The 20,475-nt window shown below is 62.2% G+C and carries 19 protein-coding genes and 1 tRNA gene; 5 read left to right on the top strand and 15 right to left on the bottom strand.

The features are described from left to right. Positions 1–130: 130 nt before the first annotated feature. The 4 genes from htpX to def form a co-directional block, all read right to left on the bottom strand. Complete coding sequence (htpX, locus tag AABE10_RS22300; RefSeq protein WP_342935417.1) at positions 131–988, bottom strand: zinc metalloprotease HtpX; 858 nt, start codon at positions 986–988, stop codon at positions 131–133. A 104-nt stretch (positions 989–1,092) separates the two neighbouring features. Beyond that, positions 1,093–1,734: a LysE family translocator gene (locus AABE10_RS22295; protein ID WP_342935416.1), complete on the bottom strand. Its 642-nt coding sequence runs from the start codon at positions 1,732–1,734 to the stop codon at positions 1,093–1,095. Between the two features lie 101 nt (positions 1,735–1,835). Then, positions 1,836–2,819 (bottom strand): methionyl-tRNA formyltransferase, encoded by a 984-nt coding sequence (gene fmt, locus AABE10_RS22290; RefSeq protein ID WP_342935415.1) that lies wholly within the window; start codon positions 2,817–2,819, stop codon positions 1,836–1,838. Between the two features lie 4 nt (positions 2,820–2,823). Continuing rightward, positions 2,824–3,327 carry a peptide deformylase gene (def, locus tag AABE10_RS22285; RefSeq protein ID WP_342935414.1) on the bottom strand — a complete coding sequence of 168 codons (504 nt, stop codon included), beginning with the start codon at positions 3,325–3,327 and terminating at the stop codon, positions 2,824–2,826. A 246-nt stretch (positions 3,328–3,573) separates the two neighbouring features. On the opposite strand from def, the gene dprA reads away from it, so the two are divergent. The 3 genes from dprA (at position 3,574) to AABE10_RS22270 (ending at position 8,159) form a co-directional block, all read left to right on the top strand. Next, positions 3,574–4,755, top strand: a complete 1,182-nt coding sequence (gene dprA, locus AABE10_RS22280) for a DNA-processing protein DprA (RefSeq protein ID WP_342935413.1) — start codon at positions 3,574–3,576, stop codon at positions 4,753–4,755. A 52-nt stretch (positions 4,756–4,807) separates the two neighbouring features. Further along, entirely contained in the window at positions 4,808–5,185 is a 378-nt protein-coding gene (locus AABE10_RS22275; protein ID WP_342935412.1) for a thioredoxin family protein, read from the top strand. A 313-nt stretch (positions 5,186–5,498) separates the two neighbouring features. Further along, the gene (locus AABE10_RS22270; protein ID WP_342935411.1) at positions 5,499–8,159 is read left to right on the top strand and encodes a DNA topoisomerase III; all 2,661 of its coding nucleotides are present in this window, start codon (positions 5,499–5,501) and stop codon (positions 8,157–8,159) included. A 140-nt stretch (positions 8,160–8,299) separates the two neighbouring features. Here the strand turns inward: AABE10_RS22270 and AABE10_RS22265 are convergent, their stop codons facing one another. Together AABE10_RS22265 and AABE10_RS22260 are read right to left on the bottom strand one after the other, a co-directional pair. Further along, positions 8,300–9,391, bottom strand: a complete 1,092-nt coding sequence (locus AABE10_RS22265; RefSeq protein WP_342935410.1) for a LysR family transcriptional regulator — start codon at positions 9,389–9,391, stop codon at positions 8,300–8,302. Positions 9,392–9,724: 333 nt separating this feature from the next. Then, positions 9,725–11,581: a phosphoenolpyruvate carboxykinase (GTP) gene (locus AABE10_RS22260; RefSeq protein WP_342935409.1), complete on the bottom strand. Its 1,857-nt coding sequence runs from the start codon at positions 11,579–11,581 to the stop codon at positions 9,725–9,727. A 349-nt stretch (positions 11,582–11,930) separates the two neighbouring features. Between AABE10_RS22260 and AABE10_RS22255 the strand changes: the two genes are divergently transcribed. After that, entirely contained in the window at positions 11,931–12,944 is a 1,014-nt protein-coding gene (locus AABE10_RS22255; RefSeq protein ID WP_342935408.1) for a D-2-hydroxyacid dehydrogenase family protein, read from the top strand. A 45-nt stretch (positions 12,945–12,989) separates the two neighbouring features. Here AABE10_RS22255 and AABE10_RS22250 read toward each other — a convergent pair whose 3' ends face one another. Then, a complete protein-coding gene (locus AABE10_RS22250; RefSeq protein WP_342935407.1) occupies positions 12,990–13,856 on the bottom strand; it encodes a patatin-like phospholipase family protein in 867 nt (288 codons plus the stop codon). Positions 13,857–13,940: 84 nt separating this feature from the next. Further along, positions 13,941–14,345 (bottom strand): PaaI family thioesterase, encoded by a 405-nt coding sequence (locus AABE10_RS22245; protein WP_342935406.1) that lies wholly within the window; start codon positions 14,343–14,345, stop codon positions 13,941–13,943. 213 nt (positions 14,346–14,558) lie between these two features. Here AABE10_RS22245 and AABE10_RS22240 point away from each other — a divergent pair. Then, a tRNA-Lys gene (locus tag AABE10_RS22240) sits at positions 14,559–14,634 on the top strand. Between the two features lie 99 nt (positions 14,635–14,733). On the opposite strand, the gene AABE10_RS22235 is transcribed toward AABE10_RS22240, so the two are convergent. The 7 genes from AABE10_RS22235 to AABE10_RS22205 form a co-directional block, all read right to left on the bottom strand. Further along, positions 14,734–15,003, bottom strand: a complete 270-nt coding sequence (locus AABE10_RS22235) for a DUF4148 domain-containing protein (protein ID WP_342935405.1) — start codon at positions 15,001–15,003, stop codon at positions 14,734–14,736. Positions 15,004–15,195: 192 nt separating this feature from the next. Beyond that, on the bottom strand, positions 15,196–16,029 hold the full coding sequence (locus tag AABE10_RS22230) for an anti-sigma factor (RefSeq protein ID WP_342935404.1): 834 nt from the start codon (positions 16,027–16,029) through the stop codon (positions 15,196–15,198). Next, the gene (locus AABE10_RS22225) at positions 16,026–16,544 is read right to left on the bottom strand and encodes an RNA polymerase sigma factor (RefSeq protein WP_342935403.1); all 519 of its coding nucleotides are present in this window, start codon (positions 16,542–16,544) and stop codon (positions 16,026–16,028) included. Before AABE10_RS22225 ends, AABE10_RS22230 begins: the two co-directional genes overlap by 4 nt. Positions 16,545–16,700: 156 nt before the next feature. Next, the gene (locus AABE10_RS22220; RefSeq protein WP_342935402.1) at positions 16,701–17,438 is read right to left on the bottom strand and encodes an anti-sigma factor; all 738 of its coding nucleotides are present in this window, start codon (positions 17,436–17,438) and stop codon (positions 16,701–16,703) included. A 187-nt stretch (positions 17,439–17,625) separates the two neighbouring features. Further along, complete coding sequence (locus AABE10_RS22215; RefSeq protein ID WP_342935401.1) at positions 17,626–18,417, bottom strand: ABC transporter substrate-binding protein; 792 nt, start codon at positions 18,415–18,417, stop codon at positions 17,626–17,628. Positions 18,418–18,440: 23 nt separating this feature from the next. After that, positions 18,441–19,283 (bottom strand): carbon-nitrogen hydrolase family protein, encoded by an 843-nt coding sequence (locus AABE10_RS22210; protein ID WP_342935400.1) that lies wholly within the window; start codon positions 19,281–19,283, stop codon positions 18,441–18,443. Positions 19,284–19,302: 19 nt separating this feature from the next. Next, positions 19,303–20,457 carry a pyridoxal phosphate-dependent aminotransferase gene (locus tag AABE10_RS22205; RefSeq protein WP_342935399.1) on the bottom strand — a complete coding sequence of 385 codons (1,155 nt, stop codon included), beginning with the start codon at positions 20,455–20,457 and terminating at the stop codon, positions 19,303–19,305. Positions 20,458–20,475: the final 18 nt, after the last annotated feature.

The following is a 20,475-nucleotide window of genomic DNA, read 5'->3' as shown; positions in this document are numbered from 1 at the left end:
GCGTCTTCTCTCGATCGAGTCTTTTCAGCGAGTGCGTGGGTTCCGAGCCAGAACGAAAAAGGGGCGAGTCGGTCTCGCCCCTTTGCGCTGCCGTCGCGGAATGCAGGGACAGCGCGATGCCGTCGCTCGTTCAGTCGAAGCGCCCCGTGCGGGCCATCTCCGTCAGACGTGCAATCCGCTCCTCGGTGGACGGGTGCGTCGAGAACAGGTTCTGGATGCCGCCGCCCGACAGCGGATTCATGATCATCATCTGCGCGGTAGCCGGATGCGCCTCGGCCGTCGGGAACGGGATGCCGTGCGCGTAGCGGTGGATCTTGTCCAGCGCCGACGCGAGCGCCTGCGGATCGCCCGAAATCTGCGCGCCGCCACGGTCCGCCTCGAACTCGCGCGCACGCGAAATCGCCATCTGGATCAGCGCGCCCGCGATCGGCGCGAGAAGCGCGACGGCGATGCTCGCGATCGGATTCGCCGGACGGCCATTCTCGTCGCGACCGCCGAAGAACATCGCGAAGTTCGCTAGCGCGGAAATCGCGCCGGCCATCGTCGCCGAAATGGTCGAGATCAGGATGTCGCGATGCTTCACGTGCGCGAGCTCGTGCGCCATCACGCCGCGCATTTCCCGCTCGGACAGCGCGCGCAGAATACCCGTCGTCGCCGCCACGGCCGCGTGTTCGGGATTGCGGCCCGTCGCGAACGCGTTGGGCTGGTCTTCGTCGATCAGGTAGACGCGCGGCATCGGAAGATTGGCGCGCGTCGCCAGTTCCCGAACCATCCGGTAGAACTGCGGTGCGCTCGTTTCGTCGATTTCCTGTGCGTTGTACATGCGCAGGACCATCTTGTCCGAAAACCAGTACGAAAAGAAATTCATCCCGAGCGCGATCAGCAACGCGAGCATCATGCCGCGCTGGCCGCCGATCATGCCGCCGATCACGATGAAGAGCGCCGTAATCGCGGCCATCAGCATCGCGGTTTTGACCCAGTTGAACATATCCAGTACTCCTTGCCCGCCACGCGGTTCCCTATTACTGCCGCCAATTCGCGGCGAATGATTGTAAGCGAACTGTTAGATATGGACGAGCGGGAAAAATTCAATCACCGCGTTGCCGTGGCGAGCTTGATTCCAAGCCCCACGAATGCACTGCCGACGCCGCGGTCCAGCCACTTCTTGACGCCCGGCTTACCGGAGAACTTGCGCGTGACGCTGCCCGCAATCCACGCGACAAAGCTGTTCCACACCATGCTCATCACGACGAAAACGACGCCGAGCGTCAGGAACGCAAACGTCTTGTGATCGCTGCCTGCAGAGACGAACTGCGGAAAGAACGACACGAAGAACAGCACGACTTTCGGGTTCAGCACGTTGGTCCAGAAGCCTTGCAGGAAAAGCTGGCGCAGCGACTTCGGCGCGCCGGTCGCGCGTGCGGCGCCGGCTGCCTCGGCAGCTTCAGGCTTCGTCAGGATGAGCCGCACGCCAAGATAAATCAGATAGATCGCGCCGACGAACTTGATCACGGTGAACGCGGTGGCGGACGCGGCCAGCAGCGCGGTCAGCCCGAAGGCGCAAGCGAGCGAGTGCACGCAGCACCCCGCCGAGATGCCCAGCGCCGACATCAGCCCCGCGCCGCGCCCTTGCGCGACGCTTCGGCCGACGATGTAAGCGGTGTCGGGACCAGGCGTGACGTTGAGCAGAAAAACGGCAGCGATGAAGAACTCGAAATGGGTGATGCCGAACATGGAGGCCTCTTCAGACAGGGTTGCATCGAAGATTCTAACGCGCCGCAAGACGTCGGCGTGACCTGGCCGAACGGCAGATTGCGCGCCCGATAACCTGTCGCTTATTGTGGCTGCACGAGGTCGAAATGCTGGCCCGCAGCGAGCGTCGACCCGGCCAGGAAATCGCGAACGGCAATACGCTTGCCACCCGGCTTCTGCAGTTGCGCGATGCGCAGCGCGCCTTCGCCGCACGCCACGACGATGCCTTCCGGCGACACATCGACGATCGTGCCAGGCTCGGCCTTGCGTGATGCTTCGACCGCGCACGCCGACCAGATTTTCAGCACCGTCCCGTCGAGCGTCGCCGCGCCGCCTGGGAACGGATCGAACGCGCGCACTTGCCGCTCGAGTTCCGCCGCAGGACGGCGCCAGTCGAGCGCCGCCTCGTGCTTGCCGATTTTTTCGGCATAGGTGGCGCCGTCGCCGGGCTGAGGCGTCGAATCGAGCTTGCCGTTGCGCTCCAGTTCGATCAGCGCATCGACGATCAGCTTTGCGCCCGCTTCCGCGAGACGGTCGTGGAGCGTCGCGGTCGTGTCGGTGTCGAGGATCGGCATGCGCGCTTCGGAAATCATCGCGCCCGTATCGAGGCCCGCGTCCATCTGCATCAGCGTGATGCCCGTTTGCGCGTCGCCGGCCTCGATCGCGCGGTGGATCGGCGCGGCGCCGCGCCAGCGCGGCAGCAACGACGCGTGAATGTTGATGCAGCCGTGCGGCGGAATATCGAGCACTTCCTGCGGTAGCAGCAGACCGTAAGCGGCTACCACGATCACGTCGTGCGCCGCGGTGCGCAATTGATTGATGGCGGCCGTGGCTTCAGCCGGGAACTTGCCGTTACGCCGCAACGAGGGTGGTTGCGCCACCTCGATGCCGTGCTGCTGCGCGTAGCGCTTGACCGGGCTCGCCTGCAATTTCATGCCGCGTCCCGCCGGACGGTCCGGTTGCGTGAGGACGAGCGGCACCGGAAAGCCGGCTTCGTGAATCGCGGCGAGCGCCGCGGCGGCGAATTCCGGCGTGCCGGCAAAGATGACGCGCAACGAATGGCTCATGACGTCACATCGCGTGCGCGAGCTTTTTCATCTTGCTCTTGATGCGCGTCTGCTTGAGCGGCGACAGATATTCGACGAACACGCGGCCCATCAGGTGATCCATTTCGTGCTGGATACACACGGCGAGCAGCCCTTCGCAGTCGATCTCGAACGTTTCGCCCTTCTCGTTCAGCGCGCGCACGCGCACTTTCTCGGCGCGCTCGACGTTGTCATAGATGCCCGGCACCGACAGGCAGCCTTCCTCGTTGATCTTCTTTTCGTCGCTCGACCAGATGATTTCCGGATTGATGAACGCGCGCAATTCGTCGTGCGCGTCCGATACGTCGATCACGATCACCCGCTCGTGCACGTCGACCTGCGTGGCCGCGAGGCCCACGCCGGGCGCGGCGTACATCGTCTCAGCCATGTCCGCGACGAGCTTGCGGATACGGTCATCGACCTTTTCGACCGGCTTCGCGATCTTGTGCAGACGTTTGTCCGGGTAATTGAGGATGTTGAGTAAAGCCATGGTCCTGAAATTGATTGGGGCGCCGACGCAGTTGAACACAGTCGCGCATTAGCCATTCGGCCAGGTTGTCCGCCGATCGCGACACGCAGAGGATAGATGGTGACCGAACCGAATCGATTCAATGCCCAAACGCATGTCGGCCGGCGCGCGCGAACGCGGCGCAGCAGTGGTTTCGGTTTATTTCAGATGATGAAAATTTTAGCATAGCGACCGCCACGCCGGTTGCCGTGCGCGAGGACGCGAGCGATGCAGACCCTTCCCTTCACTGACCACGAACTGTCCGCCTGGCTGCGGCTCGCGATGGCGCCCGGATTGAAGCCGGCCGCGTTGCGCCAGCTGCTGACCGCCTTCGGCCTCCCGGACGCGGTGCTCGCGCAGCCGTTCGCCGCGCTTGCTCAGGCAAGCGACGAAGCCTCCGCCCGCGCCGCCCTTGCGCCGCCTGCACCGGACTTCGCCGCACAGTTGGATGCGGTGCGAGCATGGCGCGAACAGCCCGGCAACGCGCTCGTCACGCTCGACGATCCCGCCTACCCGCCCACGCTCCTGACCATGCCCGATCCGCCGCCGCTGCTATATGTAAAGGGACGCATCGAGTTGCTGCATGCGCACGGCGTCGCGGTCGTCGGCAGCCGAAGCGCGACGCCGCAGGGCCTCGAAGACGCCGCCCGCTTTGCGGGCGCGCTGTCCGACGCGGGATTGACGGTGGTGTCGGGGCTCGCGTCGGGCATAGACGGCGCGGCACATCGCGGCGCGCTTCAGGGGCGCGGCAGCACGGTCGCCGTTATCGGGACGGGCGCCGATATCGTCTATCCGCCGTCGCATCAGGCTCTTGCACAACAGATCGCCCAGCGCGGCGCGATCATGTCGGAATGGCCGCTCGGCACTCCGGCCCGCTCCGCGCACTTTCCGCAGCGCAACCGGCTGATTGCCGGGCTCGTGAGCGGCGTGCTGATCGTCGAGGCAGCCATGCGCTCGGGCTCGCTGATCACGGCCCGGCTTGCCAACGAAATGGGCCGTGACGTATTCGCGATTCCCGGCTCGATCCACGCCCCACTGGCTCGCGGCTGTCACCGAATGATCAAGCAGGGAGCGAAGCTCGTCGAAACGCCCGAAGATGTGCTCGAAGAGCTGGGATTCGCCATGCCGCCGTCTTCGCCAGCGCCTGTGCCGAGGCGTCAGCTGCGGGCGATCGCGCAGATGCGGTCCGCCGACGAATCCGCACGCGGAGAAGGCGATCGCGGATTGACTGCCGAGGCCAGGCGCCTGCTCGACGCACTCGGCCATTCCCCCGCGACACTTGAAATTCTGGCCGAGCGCACCGAGATGGACGACACGTTGCTGCAAAGCACGCTGCTGAGTCTCGAATTGGCCGGTGAACTGTGCGCGCTGCCCGGCGGCCGATACGTTCGCGCTGCGCACAATGCATAACGCGTCGTGCTACATTCGCGCCAAATAACCATGTCATGCCGAAGGAACCGTCATGCCCGCGCTCAACCTGGACACAGACTCGAAACGGATCGCCGAGCGCGTCAATGACCGCGAGACGCTGTTCGTTGCGTGCCTGTGCGCGGAATGGTGCGGCACCTGCCGGGAGTACCGTGTCGCGTTCGACGTGCTGGCGGACAAGCATCCCGACGTTTGCTTTGCGTGGATCGACATCGAGACGCACGCGGACCGTTTCGATGACCTTGACGTTGAGAATTTCCCAACAATTCTTATCGAAGACGGCACGACCACTCGCTTCTTCGGAACAGTCTTGCCGCAAGCGACGATCGTCGAACGGATGCTCGTCGATCTGACGGCGCTGCCGGGCGTCAAAGGTGCGCCAAAAGTGCGCCCAGCGTTGCTCGAAGCCTGATTCGTACCCGAAACGCAACAAATCACGCCTGTTTGCGCCGCGCGCGGTGGCGGCGGCCGTCGAATCGGCACGGCGATTGCGGAAATCGCTGCCGGACGCAGCAAGAGTCGCACGGCGGGCCACGAAAGGCGCACCTGACAATGGCCGTCACACGCTTGCCCAATCGATCTGCGCGCAATTATGATGAGCCGCTTTTTTGGACCAACCGATTGCCGCTTCTGTGGCGTGTGCTATAAAGCGGTCGTTAATGGGTGCCAAACCCGGGCGGGAAAACCCGAGGTACCAACCCGAATCCACCAATTTATTTTCAGTCATGTCCAAAGCACTGATCATCGCCGAAAAGCCATCCGTCGCGAACGACATCGCGCGGGCTTTGGGCGGTTTTACCAAGCATGACGAGTACTTCGAGAGCGACGATTTCGTCCTCTCGTCGGCGGTCGGCCATCTGCTCGAGATCGCCGCGCCGGAGGAATATGAAGTCAAACGGGGAAAATGGAGTTTTGCCAATCTCCCCGTTATTCCGCCCCATTTCGACCTGAATCCGATTGCAAAAAGCGAATCCAGGTTGAAGGTGCTGAATAAGCTGATCAGGCGAAAAGACGTCGACCGACTGATTAACGCATGCGACGCGGGGCGCGAGGGCGAGCTGATTTTCCGCCTGATCGCGCAGCACGCGAAAGCGAAACAGCCGGTGCAGCGTTTGTGGCTACAGTCGATGACGCCCGCCGCGATCCGTGAAGGCTTCGCCCAATTGCGCAGCGACGCCGAGATGCAGCCGCTCGCGGACGCCGCGCGGTGCCGCTCGGAAGCTGACTGGCTCGTCGGCATCAACGGCACGCGCGCGATGACCGCGTTCAACAGCAAGGGCGGCGGCTTCTTCCTGACCACGGTCGGGCGCGTGCAGACGCCGACGCTGTCGATCGTCGTCGAGCGCGAAGAGAAGATCCGCCGCTTCGTGCCGCGCGATTACTGGGAAGTGAAGGCGGAATTCGTCTGCGGCGCGGGTTTCTACGAAGGCCGCTGGTTCGACCCGAAGTTCAAGAAGGACGAATTCGATCCGGAGAAGCGCGATTCGCGTCTCTGGAGCTTGCCGGCTGCGGAAACGATCGTCGCCGCGTGTCGCGGGCAGTTGGGCAATGTGACGGAAGAATCGAAGCCGTCGACGCAGCTGTCGCCGGCGCTGTTCGACCTCACCAGCCTCCAGCGCGAAGCCAACGGCCGATTCGGCTTCTCGGCGAAGAACACGCTCGCGCTCGCTCAGGCGCTGTACGAAAAACACAAGGTGCTGACTTATCCGCGTACCGACGCGCGCGCGCTGCCGGAAGACTACCTGGAGACGGTCAAGCACACGATGGAGATGCTCAAGGAGAGCAACAACTATCTGCCGCATGCGAAGCAGGTGCTCGACAAGGGCTGGGTGAAGCCGAACAAGCGCATTTTCGATAACTCGAAGATCAGCGATCACTTCGCCATCATCCCGACGCTGCAGGCGCCGAAAGCGTTGTCGGAACCTGAGCAGAAGCTGTACGACCTGGTCGTCAAGCGCTTCCTCGCCGTGTTCTTCCCGGCCGCCGAGTACCGCGTGACTACGCGCATCACGGAAGTCGTCGGCCATCATTTCAAGACGGAAGGCAAGGTGCTCGTCGAAGCCGGCTGGCTTCAGGTCTACGGCCGCGAAACGGGCGGCGAGGACGCGAACCTCGTCCCGGTGAAGAAGGACGAGAAGGTCAAGACGGACAAGATCGCCGCGCAGCAACTCGTTACGAAGCCGCCCGCACGCTACAACGAAGCGACGCTGCTATCGGCGATGGAAGGCGCGGGCAAGCTTGTCGAAGACGACGAACTGCGCGAAGCGATGGCCGCGAAGGGGCTCGGCACGCCGGCCACGCGCGCGGCGATCATCGAAGGCCTGCTAGGCGAAAAGTATCTGGTCCGCGAAGGCCGCGAGCTGATTCCGACCGCGAAGGCTTTCCAGCTGATGACGCTCCTGCGCGGCCTCAGCGTGAAGGAGCTGACCGCGCCCGAACTGACGGGCGAATGGGAGTACAAGCTGTCGCAGATGGAGCGCGGCAAGCTGCCGCGCGACGCGTTCATGCAGGAAATTGCCCGCATGACGCAGACCATCGTCAAGCGCGCGAAGGAATACGATTCGGACACGATTCCCGGCGACTACGCGACGCTGCAAACGCCCTGCCCAAATTGCGGCGGACAGGTAAAGGAAAACTATCGCCGTTTCGCCTGCACGAAATGCGAGTTCTCGATTTCGAAGATTCCGGGCGGCCGGCAGTTCGAAATCGAGGAAGTCGAAGAGTTGTTGCAGAAGAAGGAAATCGGGCCACTGTCGGGTTTCCGCAGCAAGATGGGCCGGCCGTTTTCCGCGATTCTCAAGCTCTCGTTCGACGACGAAACGAAGAACTACAAGCTCGAATTCGACTTCGGTCAGGATCAGGGCGGCGAAGACGGCGAAGCACCGGACTTTTCCGAGCAGGAGTCTGTCGGCGCGTGTCCGAAGTGCGGCGGCAAGGTCTTCGAGCATGGCATGAGCTACGTCTGCGAGAACTCGGTCGCGAATCCGAAGACGTGCGATTTCCGCTCGGGCAAAGTCATCCTGCAACAGGAAATCGCGCGTGAGCAGATGGCCAAGCTGCTGCAGGGCGGACGCACCGACTTGCTGACGAATTTCAAATCGTCGCGCACGGGCCGCAACTTCAAGGCTTATCTCGTCAAGCAGAACGACGGCAAAATCGGCTTCGAGTTCGAAAAGAAGGAGCCGAAGGAAGGCGCAGCCAAAACGGCGGCCGCGAAGTCCGCGAGCAAGGCAGCGCCTGTCGCCGCCAACGCCGATGCAGAGGCCGCAAACGAGGCACCCGTGAAAAAGGCCGCAGCAAAAACGGCCGCTGCCAAGAAAGCGCCGGCAAAGAAGGCCGCCACCAAGACGGCAACGAAGACCACGGCGCGCAAGACGGGCTCATAAGGTCCGCGCGGTTCTCGCCGCAACCGTCCCGCGCAACAAAAAACGCAGTCAGCCTTTAACAGGCGACTGCGTTTTTTTTTATCTTCCGCGACAACGTGCCGCGCCTGTGCGCGGCATGCCCGGCCGGTTCACTTCAACAGTCAGTGCGTAGACGAAGCGACACTCCGCGAACGGTTCATCGTGCGCGTCGACGGCTTTGCCGGAATGTCAGCGTCCAGCAGGCTCGACAGGGGCTCGGCGCCATCGAACGCTTCGGGCGGCATCGACATCGCCGCGGACTCCAGCATCGCCGGCGTCCGGTCCATGCCATCCTTCGCCCACTGCTCGCCAAGCTGACTGTTCGGCGTCTGGTTGAAATGCTCGACGAGGTGATCGATGAACGTGCGGACCTTGGCCGGCAGATGACGCCGGCTCGGATACGCGATGTTGATCTCGACCTGCGGCAGACGGTAATCGCTCAACAGACGCACTAGCTTGCCGCGCGTCGTATCGCGGCCGATAAGGTAGCTCGGCAGGATCGCGATGCCCATGCCGAGTAGCGCGAACTGACGCAGCATTTCGGTGTTGTTCGCGACGATCACGTTCGTCGGACGCACGCGCACTTCGCCGTCCGGGCCCGTGAACACCCGCTCGTCGCCCCAATATTCGGACGGCAGCGACAGGCACGGATGCTCCAGCAACTGCTCCGGCCGCGTCGGCGTGCCGTGCTTCTCGAGATAAGCCGGCGTCGCGCAGACGGTCATGCAGCCGGTCGTCAGGCGGCGCGTCACGATGCTCGCGCTGCGCATATGGCGCGCGATCACGACGCCTACATCGAAGCCTTCTTCGACGAGATCGACCTGACGGTCGACCAGCGTCACATCTGGAATCACCTTCGGATAGCGCTCGGCATACGTCTGGAGCACGGGAGCGAGGTTGTGCAGACCGAACACGACGGGCGCGACGATGCGCAGCGTTCCGACGGGCTCGTGATTGCGCGCGACGACCATCTGTTCGACGTCCTCGAGTTCGTCGAGGATCTGGCGGGCGCGTTCGAGATAAACCTGGCCGGATTCGGTCAGCGAAAGGCTACGGGTCGTGCGGTTGAGCAGTCGGGTACCAAGACGGCCTTCGAGATCGGCGACGTGACGGGTAGCGACTGCGTTTGAAATATCCATCGCGCTAGCCGCGCGGGCGAAACTTCCGAGATCCGCCACCTTGACGAATACTCGCATCGACTGCAAATGATCCATGGACAACTCCTGCCGTATTACAGCTCCCTCGGAACAGGAAGCACACTTGGAATTTTCCTACGACCAGGGAAATCCTGCAGAAGTTGCCCAAGATTCCGGAAATTTTATAAAAATTCGAGTCAATATCTTCGGGGACGGAATAGCGAGTAGTCGATTGTTCCTTTTCGAGAAACAATTTGCTGCGTTGCGTCGAAAACATCCAGGAAGCGTAAATAGCGAAAGCGCCCCGTCGGCGGCGCCGATCACGTTGAAAGCATCGTCGCGGTGTCCGACAAGGCCATGAAAAAGCCGCCCGAAGGCGGCTTGGCCGAATGTCAGTGAGCACTCACATGGCTACCCGACGAACTTTTTCTCCAGCGCGCTTCGCGTATCTTGCAGTGCGGCAGGCAGCCCGTGCTTCAGCTTGTCGAACAGTTCGGCGTGCAGTTCCAGTTCCTTGCGCCACGCCGCGTCATCGACGGAAATCACCTTTTCGAACTGCTGGCGGGTGAAATTCAGTCCGCTCCAGTCGATGTCCTCGTAGCGCGGCGAAATGCCGAACGCATGCTCCTCGCCCTGCGCCTTGTCTTCGATCCGGCCCACCATCCAGCGCAATACGCGCATGTTCTCGCCGAAGCCGGGCCACACGAACTTGCCGTCGTCGCCCTTGCGGAACCAGTTGACGCAGAAAATCTTCGGCGTGCGCACGCTCATCTGCTCGAGTTTTGCGCCCGTTCTCAGCCAGTGGTCGAAGTAATCGCTCATGTTGTAGCCGCAGAACGGCAGCATCGCGAACGGATCGCGCCGCACGACGCCCTGCTGGCCAGCCGCCGCAGCCGTCGTTTCGGAGCCCATCGTCGCGGCCATGTAGACGCCTTCCACCCAGTCGCGCGCTTCCGTGACGAGCGGCACCGTCGTCGAGCGGCGTCCGCCGAAGATGAACGCGTCGATCGCCACGCCCTCGGGGTTTTCCCAATCGGCGTCGATCGAAGGGCATTGCGAAGCCGACGCTGTAAAGCGCGCATTCGGATGCGCGGCCTTGCGGCCCGTTTCCTTCGCGATCGCCGGCGTCCAGTCCTTGCCCTGCCAGTCGATCAGGTGCGCTGGCGGTTCGTCAGTCATACCTTCCCACCAGACGTCGCCGTCATCGGTCAGCGCGACGTTCGTGAAGATCACGTTTTCCTTCAGCGTCGCCATTGCGTTGAAGTTCGTCTTCTCGCTCGTGCCCGGCGCGACACCGAAATAGCCGGCTTCCGGATTGATCGCGTAGAGACGCCCGTCCTTGCCCGGCTTGATCCACGCAATATCGTCGCCGATCGTCGTAATCTTCCAGCCGTTCATCCCTTCCGGCGGAATCAGCATCGCGAAATTGGTCTTGCCGCACGCCGACGGGAACGCGGCCGCGACGTGATGCTTCTTGCCTTCCGGCGACGTCACGCCGAGCACCAGCATGTGTTCCGCGAGCCAGCCCTGGTCGCGGCCCATCGTCGACGCGATGCGCAGCGCGAAGCACTTCTTGCCCAGCAGCGCGTTGCCGCCGTAGCCGGAGCCGTAGCTCCAGATTTCTCGCGCTTCCGGGAAATGAACGATGTACTTCGTGTCGTTGCAGGGCCAGGGCACGTCCTTCTGGCCGGCCGCGAGCGGCGCGCCGACGGAATGCACGCACGGCACGAATTCGCCGTCCGCGCCGAGCACGTCGTACACCTTGCGGCCCATGCGCGTCATGATCCGCATGTTCGTGACGACGTACGGGCTGTCCGTCAGTTCGACGCCGATGTGCGCGATCGGCGAACCGAGCGGACCCATCGAAAACGGCACGACATACATCGTGCGGCCGCGCATTGCACCGTCGAACAGGCCGTCGAGCGTCGTGCGCATTTCGGCGGGCTCGATCCAGTTGTTGGTCGGACCGGCGTCCTCGCGACGCTGCGAGCAGATGAACGTCCGGTCCTCGACACGCGCGACGTCGGATGGAGCGGAGCATGCGAGGTAGGAATTCGGCCGTTTGGCCGGGTTGAGCTTGATGAGGGTGCCGGCTGCGACCATCTGCGCAGACAGGCGGTCATATTCCTCCTGCGAACCGTCGCACCAGACAATCCGCTCCGGCTTCGCCAGCGCCGCGATGCGCTGCACCCATTCGATCAGTCTTTGGTGTTTGACCCAGGCGGGCGCTTCGACGGTTGGTTGGCCTGCAAATGCGGGATGATTCATCGAGCTGTCTCCGTTTTGGTAGAAGAAGAAAAACGGTGCTAGCCCAGCGACGCTGCAAGCGAGAGGCGGCAATCCGCGCACGAGATTTTTCTGTGCGCGATCGTGCAGGTCGTAAGGGCCTTTACAGCCTGTCGCAGGCACGTGAAACCGTGTGTAAAGCGGCTTGCGTGGACATGCAACAAACTGTTAAAAACTGGGGAACTTGCCCTACCGTCGTAGCTCCGTCATAGCGGGTCTTTGTACGGTACGGCATTCAATATAAGCATCATGTGGTCCAGGTCACATGATGGGACACCCAAACAGACACTCCGTTCCGCACCTGCGTGGTGCGCCGCAAAACACATACGCCATGAAGATTGCCATCCTTGACGACTATCAAGACGCCGTCCGCAAGCTCGACTGCTTTCAACTGCTCGCCGACCACGAGGTCAAGGTCTTCAACAATACCGTGCGCGGACTGGGTCAGCTCGCCAGTCGCCTGTCAGAAGTCGACGCGCTGGTCCTCATTCGCGAACGTACCCGCATCAGCTCGCAGCTGCTCGACAAACTTCCGCATCTGCGCATGATCAGCCAGACGGGGAAGGCCGGAAGCCACATCGACATGGCAGCCTGTACGGAACGCGGGATTGCCGTGCTCGAAGGCGTCGGGTCGCCGATCGCGCCCGCCGAGCTGACGTGGGCCCTCATCATGGCCGCGCAGAGACGGATTCCGCAATACGTGGCAAACCTTAAACAGGGGGCGTGGCAACAATCGGGCCTGAAAACGTCGGCGCTGCCGCCGAACTTCGGTCTGGGTCAAGTGTTGCGCGGACAGACGCTCGGCATCTGGGGTTATGGCAAGATCGGCCGGCTCGTCGCCGGATACGGCAAGGCGTTCGGGATGAATGTGCTGATCTGGGGCCGCGAGCATACGCGCGAAGCGGCAGTCGCCGATGGCTACACGGTCGCGGAAAGCCGTGAAGCGCTGTTCGAGCAGAGCGACGTGCTGTCGCTGCATTTGCGTCTGCACGACGACACGCGCGGCATCGTCAAACAGGACGATCTGTTGCGCATGAAACCGACTGCGCTCTTCGTCAACACGAGCCGTGCCGAGCTGCTGGAAGAAAACGCGCTGATCGGCGCGCTGTCGCACAACCGGCCGGGCATGGTTGCGATTGACGTCTACGAAAGCGAGCCGATCCTGCAAGGCTACAGCCTGCTGCGGATGGAAAACGTGATTTGCTCGCCGCATATCGGCTACGTCGAAAAGGAAAGCTACGAGCTGTACTTCAGCGCGGCGTTCGGGAACATTCTCGCGTTCGATCAAGGCGACACGTCGAGCGTCGCGAATCCGGAAGCGCTGCAGGGCGGCCGCCGGAAGTAAGTTGCGCGCGGCCCGTTTGCGGGCCGCGGCACTGATGCGCACGCGTCAGTCGTGCGCGGCGGCGTCGAGCAGTTCCGGAATCCATTGTAGAAAATGCTCACCGTCTGCGCGGCCGAGATTGTAGGCGTGCTGCATCTGTGACGGACTCGTGTAGTCCCAGCTCGAAATCGGCACCTTGCATGACGGCTGGACATACAGCCGCTGCTGCGCGCCGTGCGGCACGACGAACATCCGCGGACGCGGATAAATGCGCGTCACCATCACCAGCACGTTGCCCGGCGTCGGATCGAGTGCGCCGACGGGCACATTGTCGACCATCCCGCCGTCCAGCACGGGCCGCCCGTTGCGGCGCAGGACGGGCGTGAACGGCGGCGTGCAAGACGACTGAAGAATCAGGTCCGCGAGTTCGTCGACGCTCGCGCAATCCTGGGCGCGCACGAATTCCGGCTGGAAGCCGAGCGACTGACCGAGTGTCGGATGCAAGGTCTTGCGGATGTATTTCTCGATGTTGTACGCGATCAGTCCGGCGGCAACTGCGCTGCGCGCGCCCAGCCAGCGCGGCACATGCGACACGCCGATGCGTATTTCAGGCGCCTTCGCCAGTTGCGAAAACTTCTCGCCGTAGATGTCGAGCAGCGCCTGACGGTAGATCCGATAGTGCGGAAACACCGACTCGCCGCGCAGCAGATTGCCCCAATAGGCGTTCTTCGTGTTGTCGCGCAGCGCGTTTTCGTAATAGCGCATCACCCAGTCGGCGTCGCGCGTGTAAAGCATGCATGCGGTGGCCGCGCCCGCCGAGATGCCCGTGATCACGCGCGGTCTGATGTCGAGTTCCGGCTGGACGATGTCCCAGAAGCCTGCTTGCCACCAGCAGCGGTTGCCGCCGCCAGCGAATACGACCTGATCGAACATCCGTTGATTTCCTTCCATTGCCGAGACGCGTCGGCGCCGTCGGCGGGCGAGCTGTCGCTATCGAATGGTTTCAGTCGAGTGGTTTCAGTCGAGCAGCGCGTAAGTGGTGGTGGCATGGACGGCCATTTTGCCGGTCTCGTCGAACAGCTCGACTTCGCCGAACACAAGATTGCGGCCCATACGAAGCACGCGCGCCGTGATGACCACATCGCCTTTGCGGACGGCGCGCATGAAGCTGATGTTCAGCGAGACGGTCGTCATCGGCTTGAATCCGCCGAGGGCTGCCGAAATGGCCACGACCATCGCCGTATCGGCGGCGGCCATAAAGACCTGTCCGCAGATCACGCCGCCGCTGTGCCGGAGCTCGCCCGAAAACGGCAGCGTCAGCGTGGCGCTTTCGTCGTCCACTTTCACTGGGGTCATCGACAACGCCCGCACCCACGGCGCGAGCACTCGATCGAGCAACGCCCGGACTTCGTTTTCGTCCATCATGATTTCCCGTTCGGGCCACGCGGAACGCCGCGTGGCATGGTGTCGCGACATGATACCGGGACGAACGCCCGTGCGCTTCAATGGTGCGGTCGGTGGCTTTCGCGCGATCCGCTCGCTTCCGGCGAGCGTGAGACCGCGTATCCGTTTTAAGAAATTTGCGAGATAAACTTGCCAACCTAAAAAAACTCCTGCATAATCTCGCTTCTGTTGGGGGCGTTAGCTCAGTTGGTAGAGCAGCGGACTCTTAATCCGTAGGTCGAGTGTTCGAGTCACTCACGCCCCACCAAAGAATCTGAAAGGCCGGTCTAGCGAAAGCTGACCGGCCTTTTGCTTTTACAGCAGTATTCCAACCGCGTTTCCAACCGCTCCCCCGAACAACTTCAGTTCAATTCCCAGGTACCGCCGCATCCGAAGCCGCCTTCGCCATCCGGTTCGCGCTTTCGGCCTTCGCCATCGCCTGCTTCTTCAGATACTCGACTGTTCCTTGAAACGCCGGACTCACATCCGGATACGAAGCGTCCGTGACGAAGTTCAGCCCGTTCTGCTGCGCCTCGATCAATTCCTGATACACCTGCGCGCGCGTCTTGCCTTGCGCAAACACATTCGCCGAACCAAGGGCTGCGACGGATACGGCCAACATTGCGAGCATCTTCATTGCCAACTCCTTTGAAAAACGTGCGGTACGCACAGTGACAAACCACGCGTCACCGCGATCTATTCCCGTCGATCAAAAAGAATTGCCAACCATAACGCGCTCATTAGACTACTTATGGATAGCTAACTATCCGAGCAAAACAAAAACGGCTGCATTCAGCGATGCAGCCGTCAACGAAAAGCAGCCAAGCAATCAACCCGGTGTCGCGCCCGTCAATTGCGCATAGACGTCGTGCGCGATCTGCAGCATCACCTTGCGATCGATGCCACCCGACACCGCATATCCGAAATCGCCGTCGACCCAATAGAACACATTCACCGGCCCTTCCTGATACAGCTTGAACGCAGTCGTATTCGCACTCGCCTTGCGATGAGAAATGCAAAGCGTCACGCGCTCGCCTTTGGCGTTGTGATACATGAACTGCGCAACGGGGCCATCGTCGCCCGGCAATACGCGGCCGCCGGCGAGCTGGAATCCGCTCTTGGTGAGCATCGGCGGATGCACATCGGTATCCAGCTTGTTCGCGAGGTACTGGACGAAATCTTCTTCGTGACCTTCGCCGATATTCGTCGGACGATCGACGGCAGGCATATACACGACATGCGCCAACGCCGCCTTTTGCGCGAAGACTTCGGAAACATCGGCGCTAACTGGCCGCGTATGCGACGCCCCCTGCGAGGAACCCGCCGACGGCGCGAGCATGTCCTTGCCCATGTTCGTGCCGAAGCCAATGCCGATGCCCAACACAAGCGCCGCCGCCATTCCCGCGAATTGCGGCCAGTTCGCCGCGCTGATCCAGCGATGCTTCTCATGCACGCGCAAACGCGCAGGCACCGGCTCGTTCAGCACGCGGTCATAGCGCTCATGGAACATGTTGTTCAGCGAGAAGTAATCGCTGACGCGCGCGGCCAGTGCGGGATTCATTTCGAGCGCACGCTCCACTTCTTCACGGCGCTCATCGGACAGCGTGCCGTCCACATACGCGTGAATATCTTCTTCGCCGATTGGCGTCTGTTGATCGCTCATCGCACCACCTTCAGTTTTGCGCCGGGCTGAGCGCCCGCCATCAACGCACGCAAACGCTCGCGCCCGCGCGAAAGCCTCGACATCACCGTACCGACGGGGATGTCGAGCGCAATCGCCACTTCGGCGTAACTCATTTCCTCGAGCCCGACCAGCAACACGACTTCGCGCTGATCCGCAGGCAGCCGCTGCAACGCGTAATCGAGGTCGCGCACTTCGAGCGAGCGCGTCTGCTCGCCTGACACCGCGAATTCGCTCTCGACAATGCTCTCGTCATCGACGGAAACATGCACTGCGCGCGTCGACGACTTACGCACCTGATTGATGAACACGTTATGCATGATCGTGAAAAGCCACGCACGCAAATCCGTTCCGGCCTGGAACATTTTCGTGCGCGTCAGCGCGCGTTCGAGCGTGTCCTGCACGAGATCGTCCGCGAGATCGCGATTGCTGATCAGCGCCCTTGCATAACGGCGCAATCGCGGCACGTGATCCATCAACTCGTTACGGATGTCCATTTCCTCTACCCATCACGTATCGCTCGGCACGCATTCCGCCGCGCGCGTCGCCTCTTGATGCAGAGAACACAACCTGCTTCATTTTATTCCGCGCAGTTTTCAATGGCCTCACGCGCGCGTGCAAATCGACAAACCGTGCGTTTGCTCAGCACGTTGTTAACGCATCGTCAGCGCATCGGCGGCACGCATCAATCCGTGCGTCGTCGCGCGTCCTGCCAGCACATAGCGCTTGCCGTCGACGGTCCACATCAGAAGCCGCACATCGCCGACGCGTTGCGCGAACCAATGCGGCTTGTCGGCTGCGAACGGCGCCGGCGACGAAGCGAGGACGACGGCATCGCCATCCGCATTCCGGTAATCGAGTATGTCGATGCGGGCAAATGCGTTCGGCCGACGCGTCCTCGCATCGACGAGTTTGAGGCCAAGCGGCGCAAGATCTGCGGCATGCGGATCCTTGTGCACCGTCACCGCTGCACTCGCGTTTCGCTGACCCGACGCGCGCATCAGCGCCATCACGGCCGTCGCATCGAGCATTTCCGTCGATACGCGCGACGCAAAAAACCACCCGCTCGCCAACGACACGAGCAGCCCGATGCCGAGCAACGCCACGCCAATGCGCCGGAAAAAGAACCTGCGCGCCGCCGAACGGAAGTCGGCAGCCCTCGCGCGGTCGGCGTGCTGCGCGCGAATGCGCTGCGCAAACGCGCCCTCAAAGACGTCCCGCATCTGCATGTTCAGATGCCGGTAGAACGCGATCCGCTCGGCCTCGCGCGGCCGCGAGCCGAGGTATTTGCGCACGCGCGCCGCCCGCTCCGGCGGCAGACTGCCATCGGCGAACGCCTGCATGTCCGCTTCCGTGAGCGGCGTGTCGGTCGGCGAATGAGTGCGGGACATAGCGGTTCAGTCGTACAAAATGAGGCTCCTGTTGCGCTAACAGGACCATCGCGGACTTTATTCCAACCGCTTCCAACGATTCATTCGTCGGACGTTACGCAAAAAGAAACGCGCCGCATGACAAAGGCCATGCGGCGCGTGGCGTAGAACAATGCCGCAGAAAAATGCGGTGGAAAGCCGAAACAGCTTACTTCGCCGAAACGTCGATATTGCCGAAGTACTTCTGCGCGAGCGTCTTGACCGTGCCGTCCGCCTGCACCTTCGCGATTGCCGCGTTCAACTGGTTGCGCAGCGCGGTGTCGCCCTTACGGATGCCGAACGCGATGCCGCTTCCGAGAATCTTGTCGTCACGCACCGCCTGGCCGACGAATGCGAAGTCCTTGCCGTCGGGACGCGACAGAAAGCCCGTTTGCCCGGCGGGCGCAAGCACGAGCGTTGCATCGAGACGTCCCGCGACGAGATCCGTGTATACCTGGTTCTGGTCCTGATACGGCACGACCGTCACGCCGGCGCCTTCCCAGTGCGCCTTCGCATACGTTTCCTGAATCGACGCCTGCAACACGCCGACGCGCTTGCCCTTCAACGATTCGGGCGTCGGCAGCAGGCCGCTGTCCTTGCGCGCGATCAGTTGCGTCGGCACGCGGTAGATCACGTTGGTGAAGTCGATGGCCTGGCGGCGCTTTTCCGTCGCGTTCATCGCCGAGTTGATCGCGTCGAACTTGCGGCCTTGCAGCGCCGGAATCAAACCATCGAACGACGTTTCGACCCAGCTGCATTTCAGGTTCGCTGTCTTGCAGACCGCGTTGCCGATGTCGATATCGAAGCCCTGCAATTCGCCATTCGAACCCTTCGATTCGAACGGCGGATATTGCGCTTCGAGCCCATAACGCAGCGTCGTCGCATCGGCGGCCATCGCAGACGCCGTCGCAACCGACGCAAACGCGCACGCCAGCATCAGCAGATTCTTCACAAGCTTCATCGTTGATCTCCTTCCCTTTATGTTCAATGCACGTCAGACGGCGTAGCGATGCGCCGATGCGTGAGCACCGGCAGACGGTTGCGCGCTTCGTCGAGCGCGGTCTGGGTCAGCGTCGCGAGAGCGAGGCCGGGTTCGTCGTCGTGACGCGCGAGCACTTCGCCCCACGGCCCGACGATCATACTGTGGCCAAAAGTCCGCCACCCGTTCGAGTGCGTGCCGCACTGACCGGACGCGAGCACGAAAGCCTGATTTTCGACGGCCCGCGCGCGCAGCAGCAACTCCCAATGCGCGAGCCCCGTCGTGTGCGTGAAGGCAGCGGGCACGGCGATCACATCGGCATTGGGCTCTGCGCGATACAGCTCGGGAAAGCGCAAGTCATAACACACCGACAGACGCAGCGCGCCGAATGGCCCCTGAACAGTGCCGATGCTATCGCCGCCGACCATCGTATCGCCTTCCGCGTGCCGCTCGGCGCCCTGGTTGAAGCTGAACAGATGAATCTTGTCGTAGCGTGCCGCGCACTGCCCCGACGGATCGAACACGAGCGACGTGTTGTACGCATGCGTGCCGACCTCGGGACCCTGCGACGGCCGGACCGGCACCGTGCCGCCGATCAGCCACGCATTCGTCTCGCGCGCCAGTTCCGCTAGCGCATGTTGAATCGGACCATCGGCGAATGCTTCGGCGAGCGCGACGCGCTGCATTTCGTCATCGCCGATCCAGCAGAAGTATTCGGGCAAGCAGATCAGCGTTGCGCCTTCGCGTGCTGCCTCGTGTACCCAACGGCGCGCTTCGCCGAGATTCTGCTGGACGTCCGCGCTGCTGTTCATCTGCACGACGGCTGCCTTGATCGATTCCTGAATCATCGCTTGTTGCCCCTCGTCCTCAGATCGAGCGCAGACGGCGCGCGCCTTCAATCAGCGTGTCGTCGTCCTTCGAAAAACTCAGGCGAATGAGGCCGCCATCCGTGCCGTCCGTGTAGAACGCTGACAACGGAATGGTCGCGACCTTCGCATCGCGGATCAGGCGCAGCACGAAGTCGCTATCCTTTTCATCCGAGAAGCCGCGAAAACGCGCGAGCATGAAGAAGCTGCCTTCGCTCGGCAACAGTTCGAAGCGCGAGTCGCGTAGTTCGCGCGTCAACAGATCGCGCTTGTGCTGATAGAACTCGGAGAGGCCCAGATAGCTCTGCGGATTCGCGAGCGCTTCGACGAACGCATATTGCATCGGCGTATCGGCGGAAAACACCATGAACTGATGGACCTTGCGAATCTCGTCCATCAGCGCGGCGGGCGCGAGGCAATAGCCGACGCGCCAGCCCGTCACGTGATACGACTTGCCGAACGACGACACGATCACGCTGCGCTCCGCGAGCTCGCGATGACGCGCCATGCTGTGATGCTTCGCGCCATCGAACACGACGTGCTCATACACTTCGTCGGAAAGAATCACGATGTCCGTGTTGCGCGTGACGGCCTTCAGGCGTTCGATGTCGGCATCGCTGAAAATCGTCGCCGTCGGATTGTGCGGCGTGTTGACGATGATCATTCGCGTCCTCGGCGTGATGGCGGCGGACACTTCGTCCCAGTTCACGCGAAAGTCGCTCGACGAGAGCTTGATCGCGATCGGCGTTGCGCCTTGCAGACGCACAATGGGCGCATAGCTGTCGAACGACGGCTCGAAGTAGATCACTTCGTCACCGGGATGCACGAGCGCGCTGATCGTCGAGTACAGCCCCTCGCTCGCGCTTGCGATCACAGTCACTTCCGTCGACGGATCGTAATGGACGCCGTACAGCGTCTCCACTTTCGCCGAGAGCGCGGCGCGCAATGCGCCGATGCCCGCCATCGGCGCGTACTGGTTGTGACCAGCGCGCATCGCCTTGGTCACGCCATCGACCAGCGCTTCGTCGGGCGCGAAATTCGGCGCGCCTTGCGACAGGTTCAGCGCATTATGTTCGGCGGCCAGTTGACCGATCACCGTGAAGATCGTCGTGCCGACGTCCGGCAACTTCGAGCGGGCTTGCAAAGCGCTCTGCATGAGATTCCTCCTCCTCGC

The organism is Paraburkholderia diazotrophica (assembly GCF_038900755.1).
Classification (GTDB): Bacteria; Pseudomonadota; Gammaproteobacteria; order Burkholderiales; family Burkholderiaceae; genus Paraburkholderia; species Paraburkholderia diazotrophica_A.
Note: the sequence above shows the minus strand (reverse complement) of the source record. Positions and strands in the feature narration are given on the sequence as shown.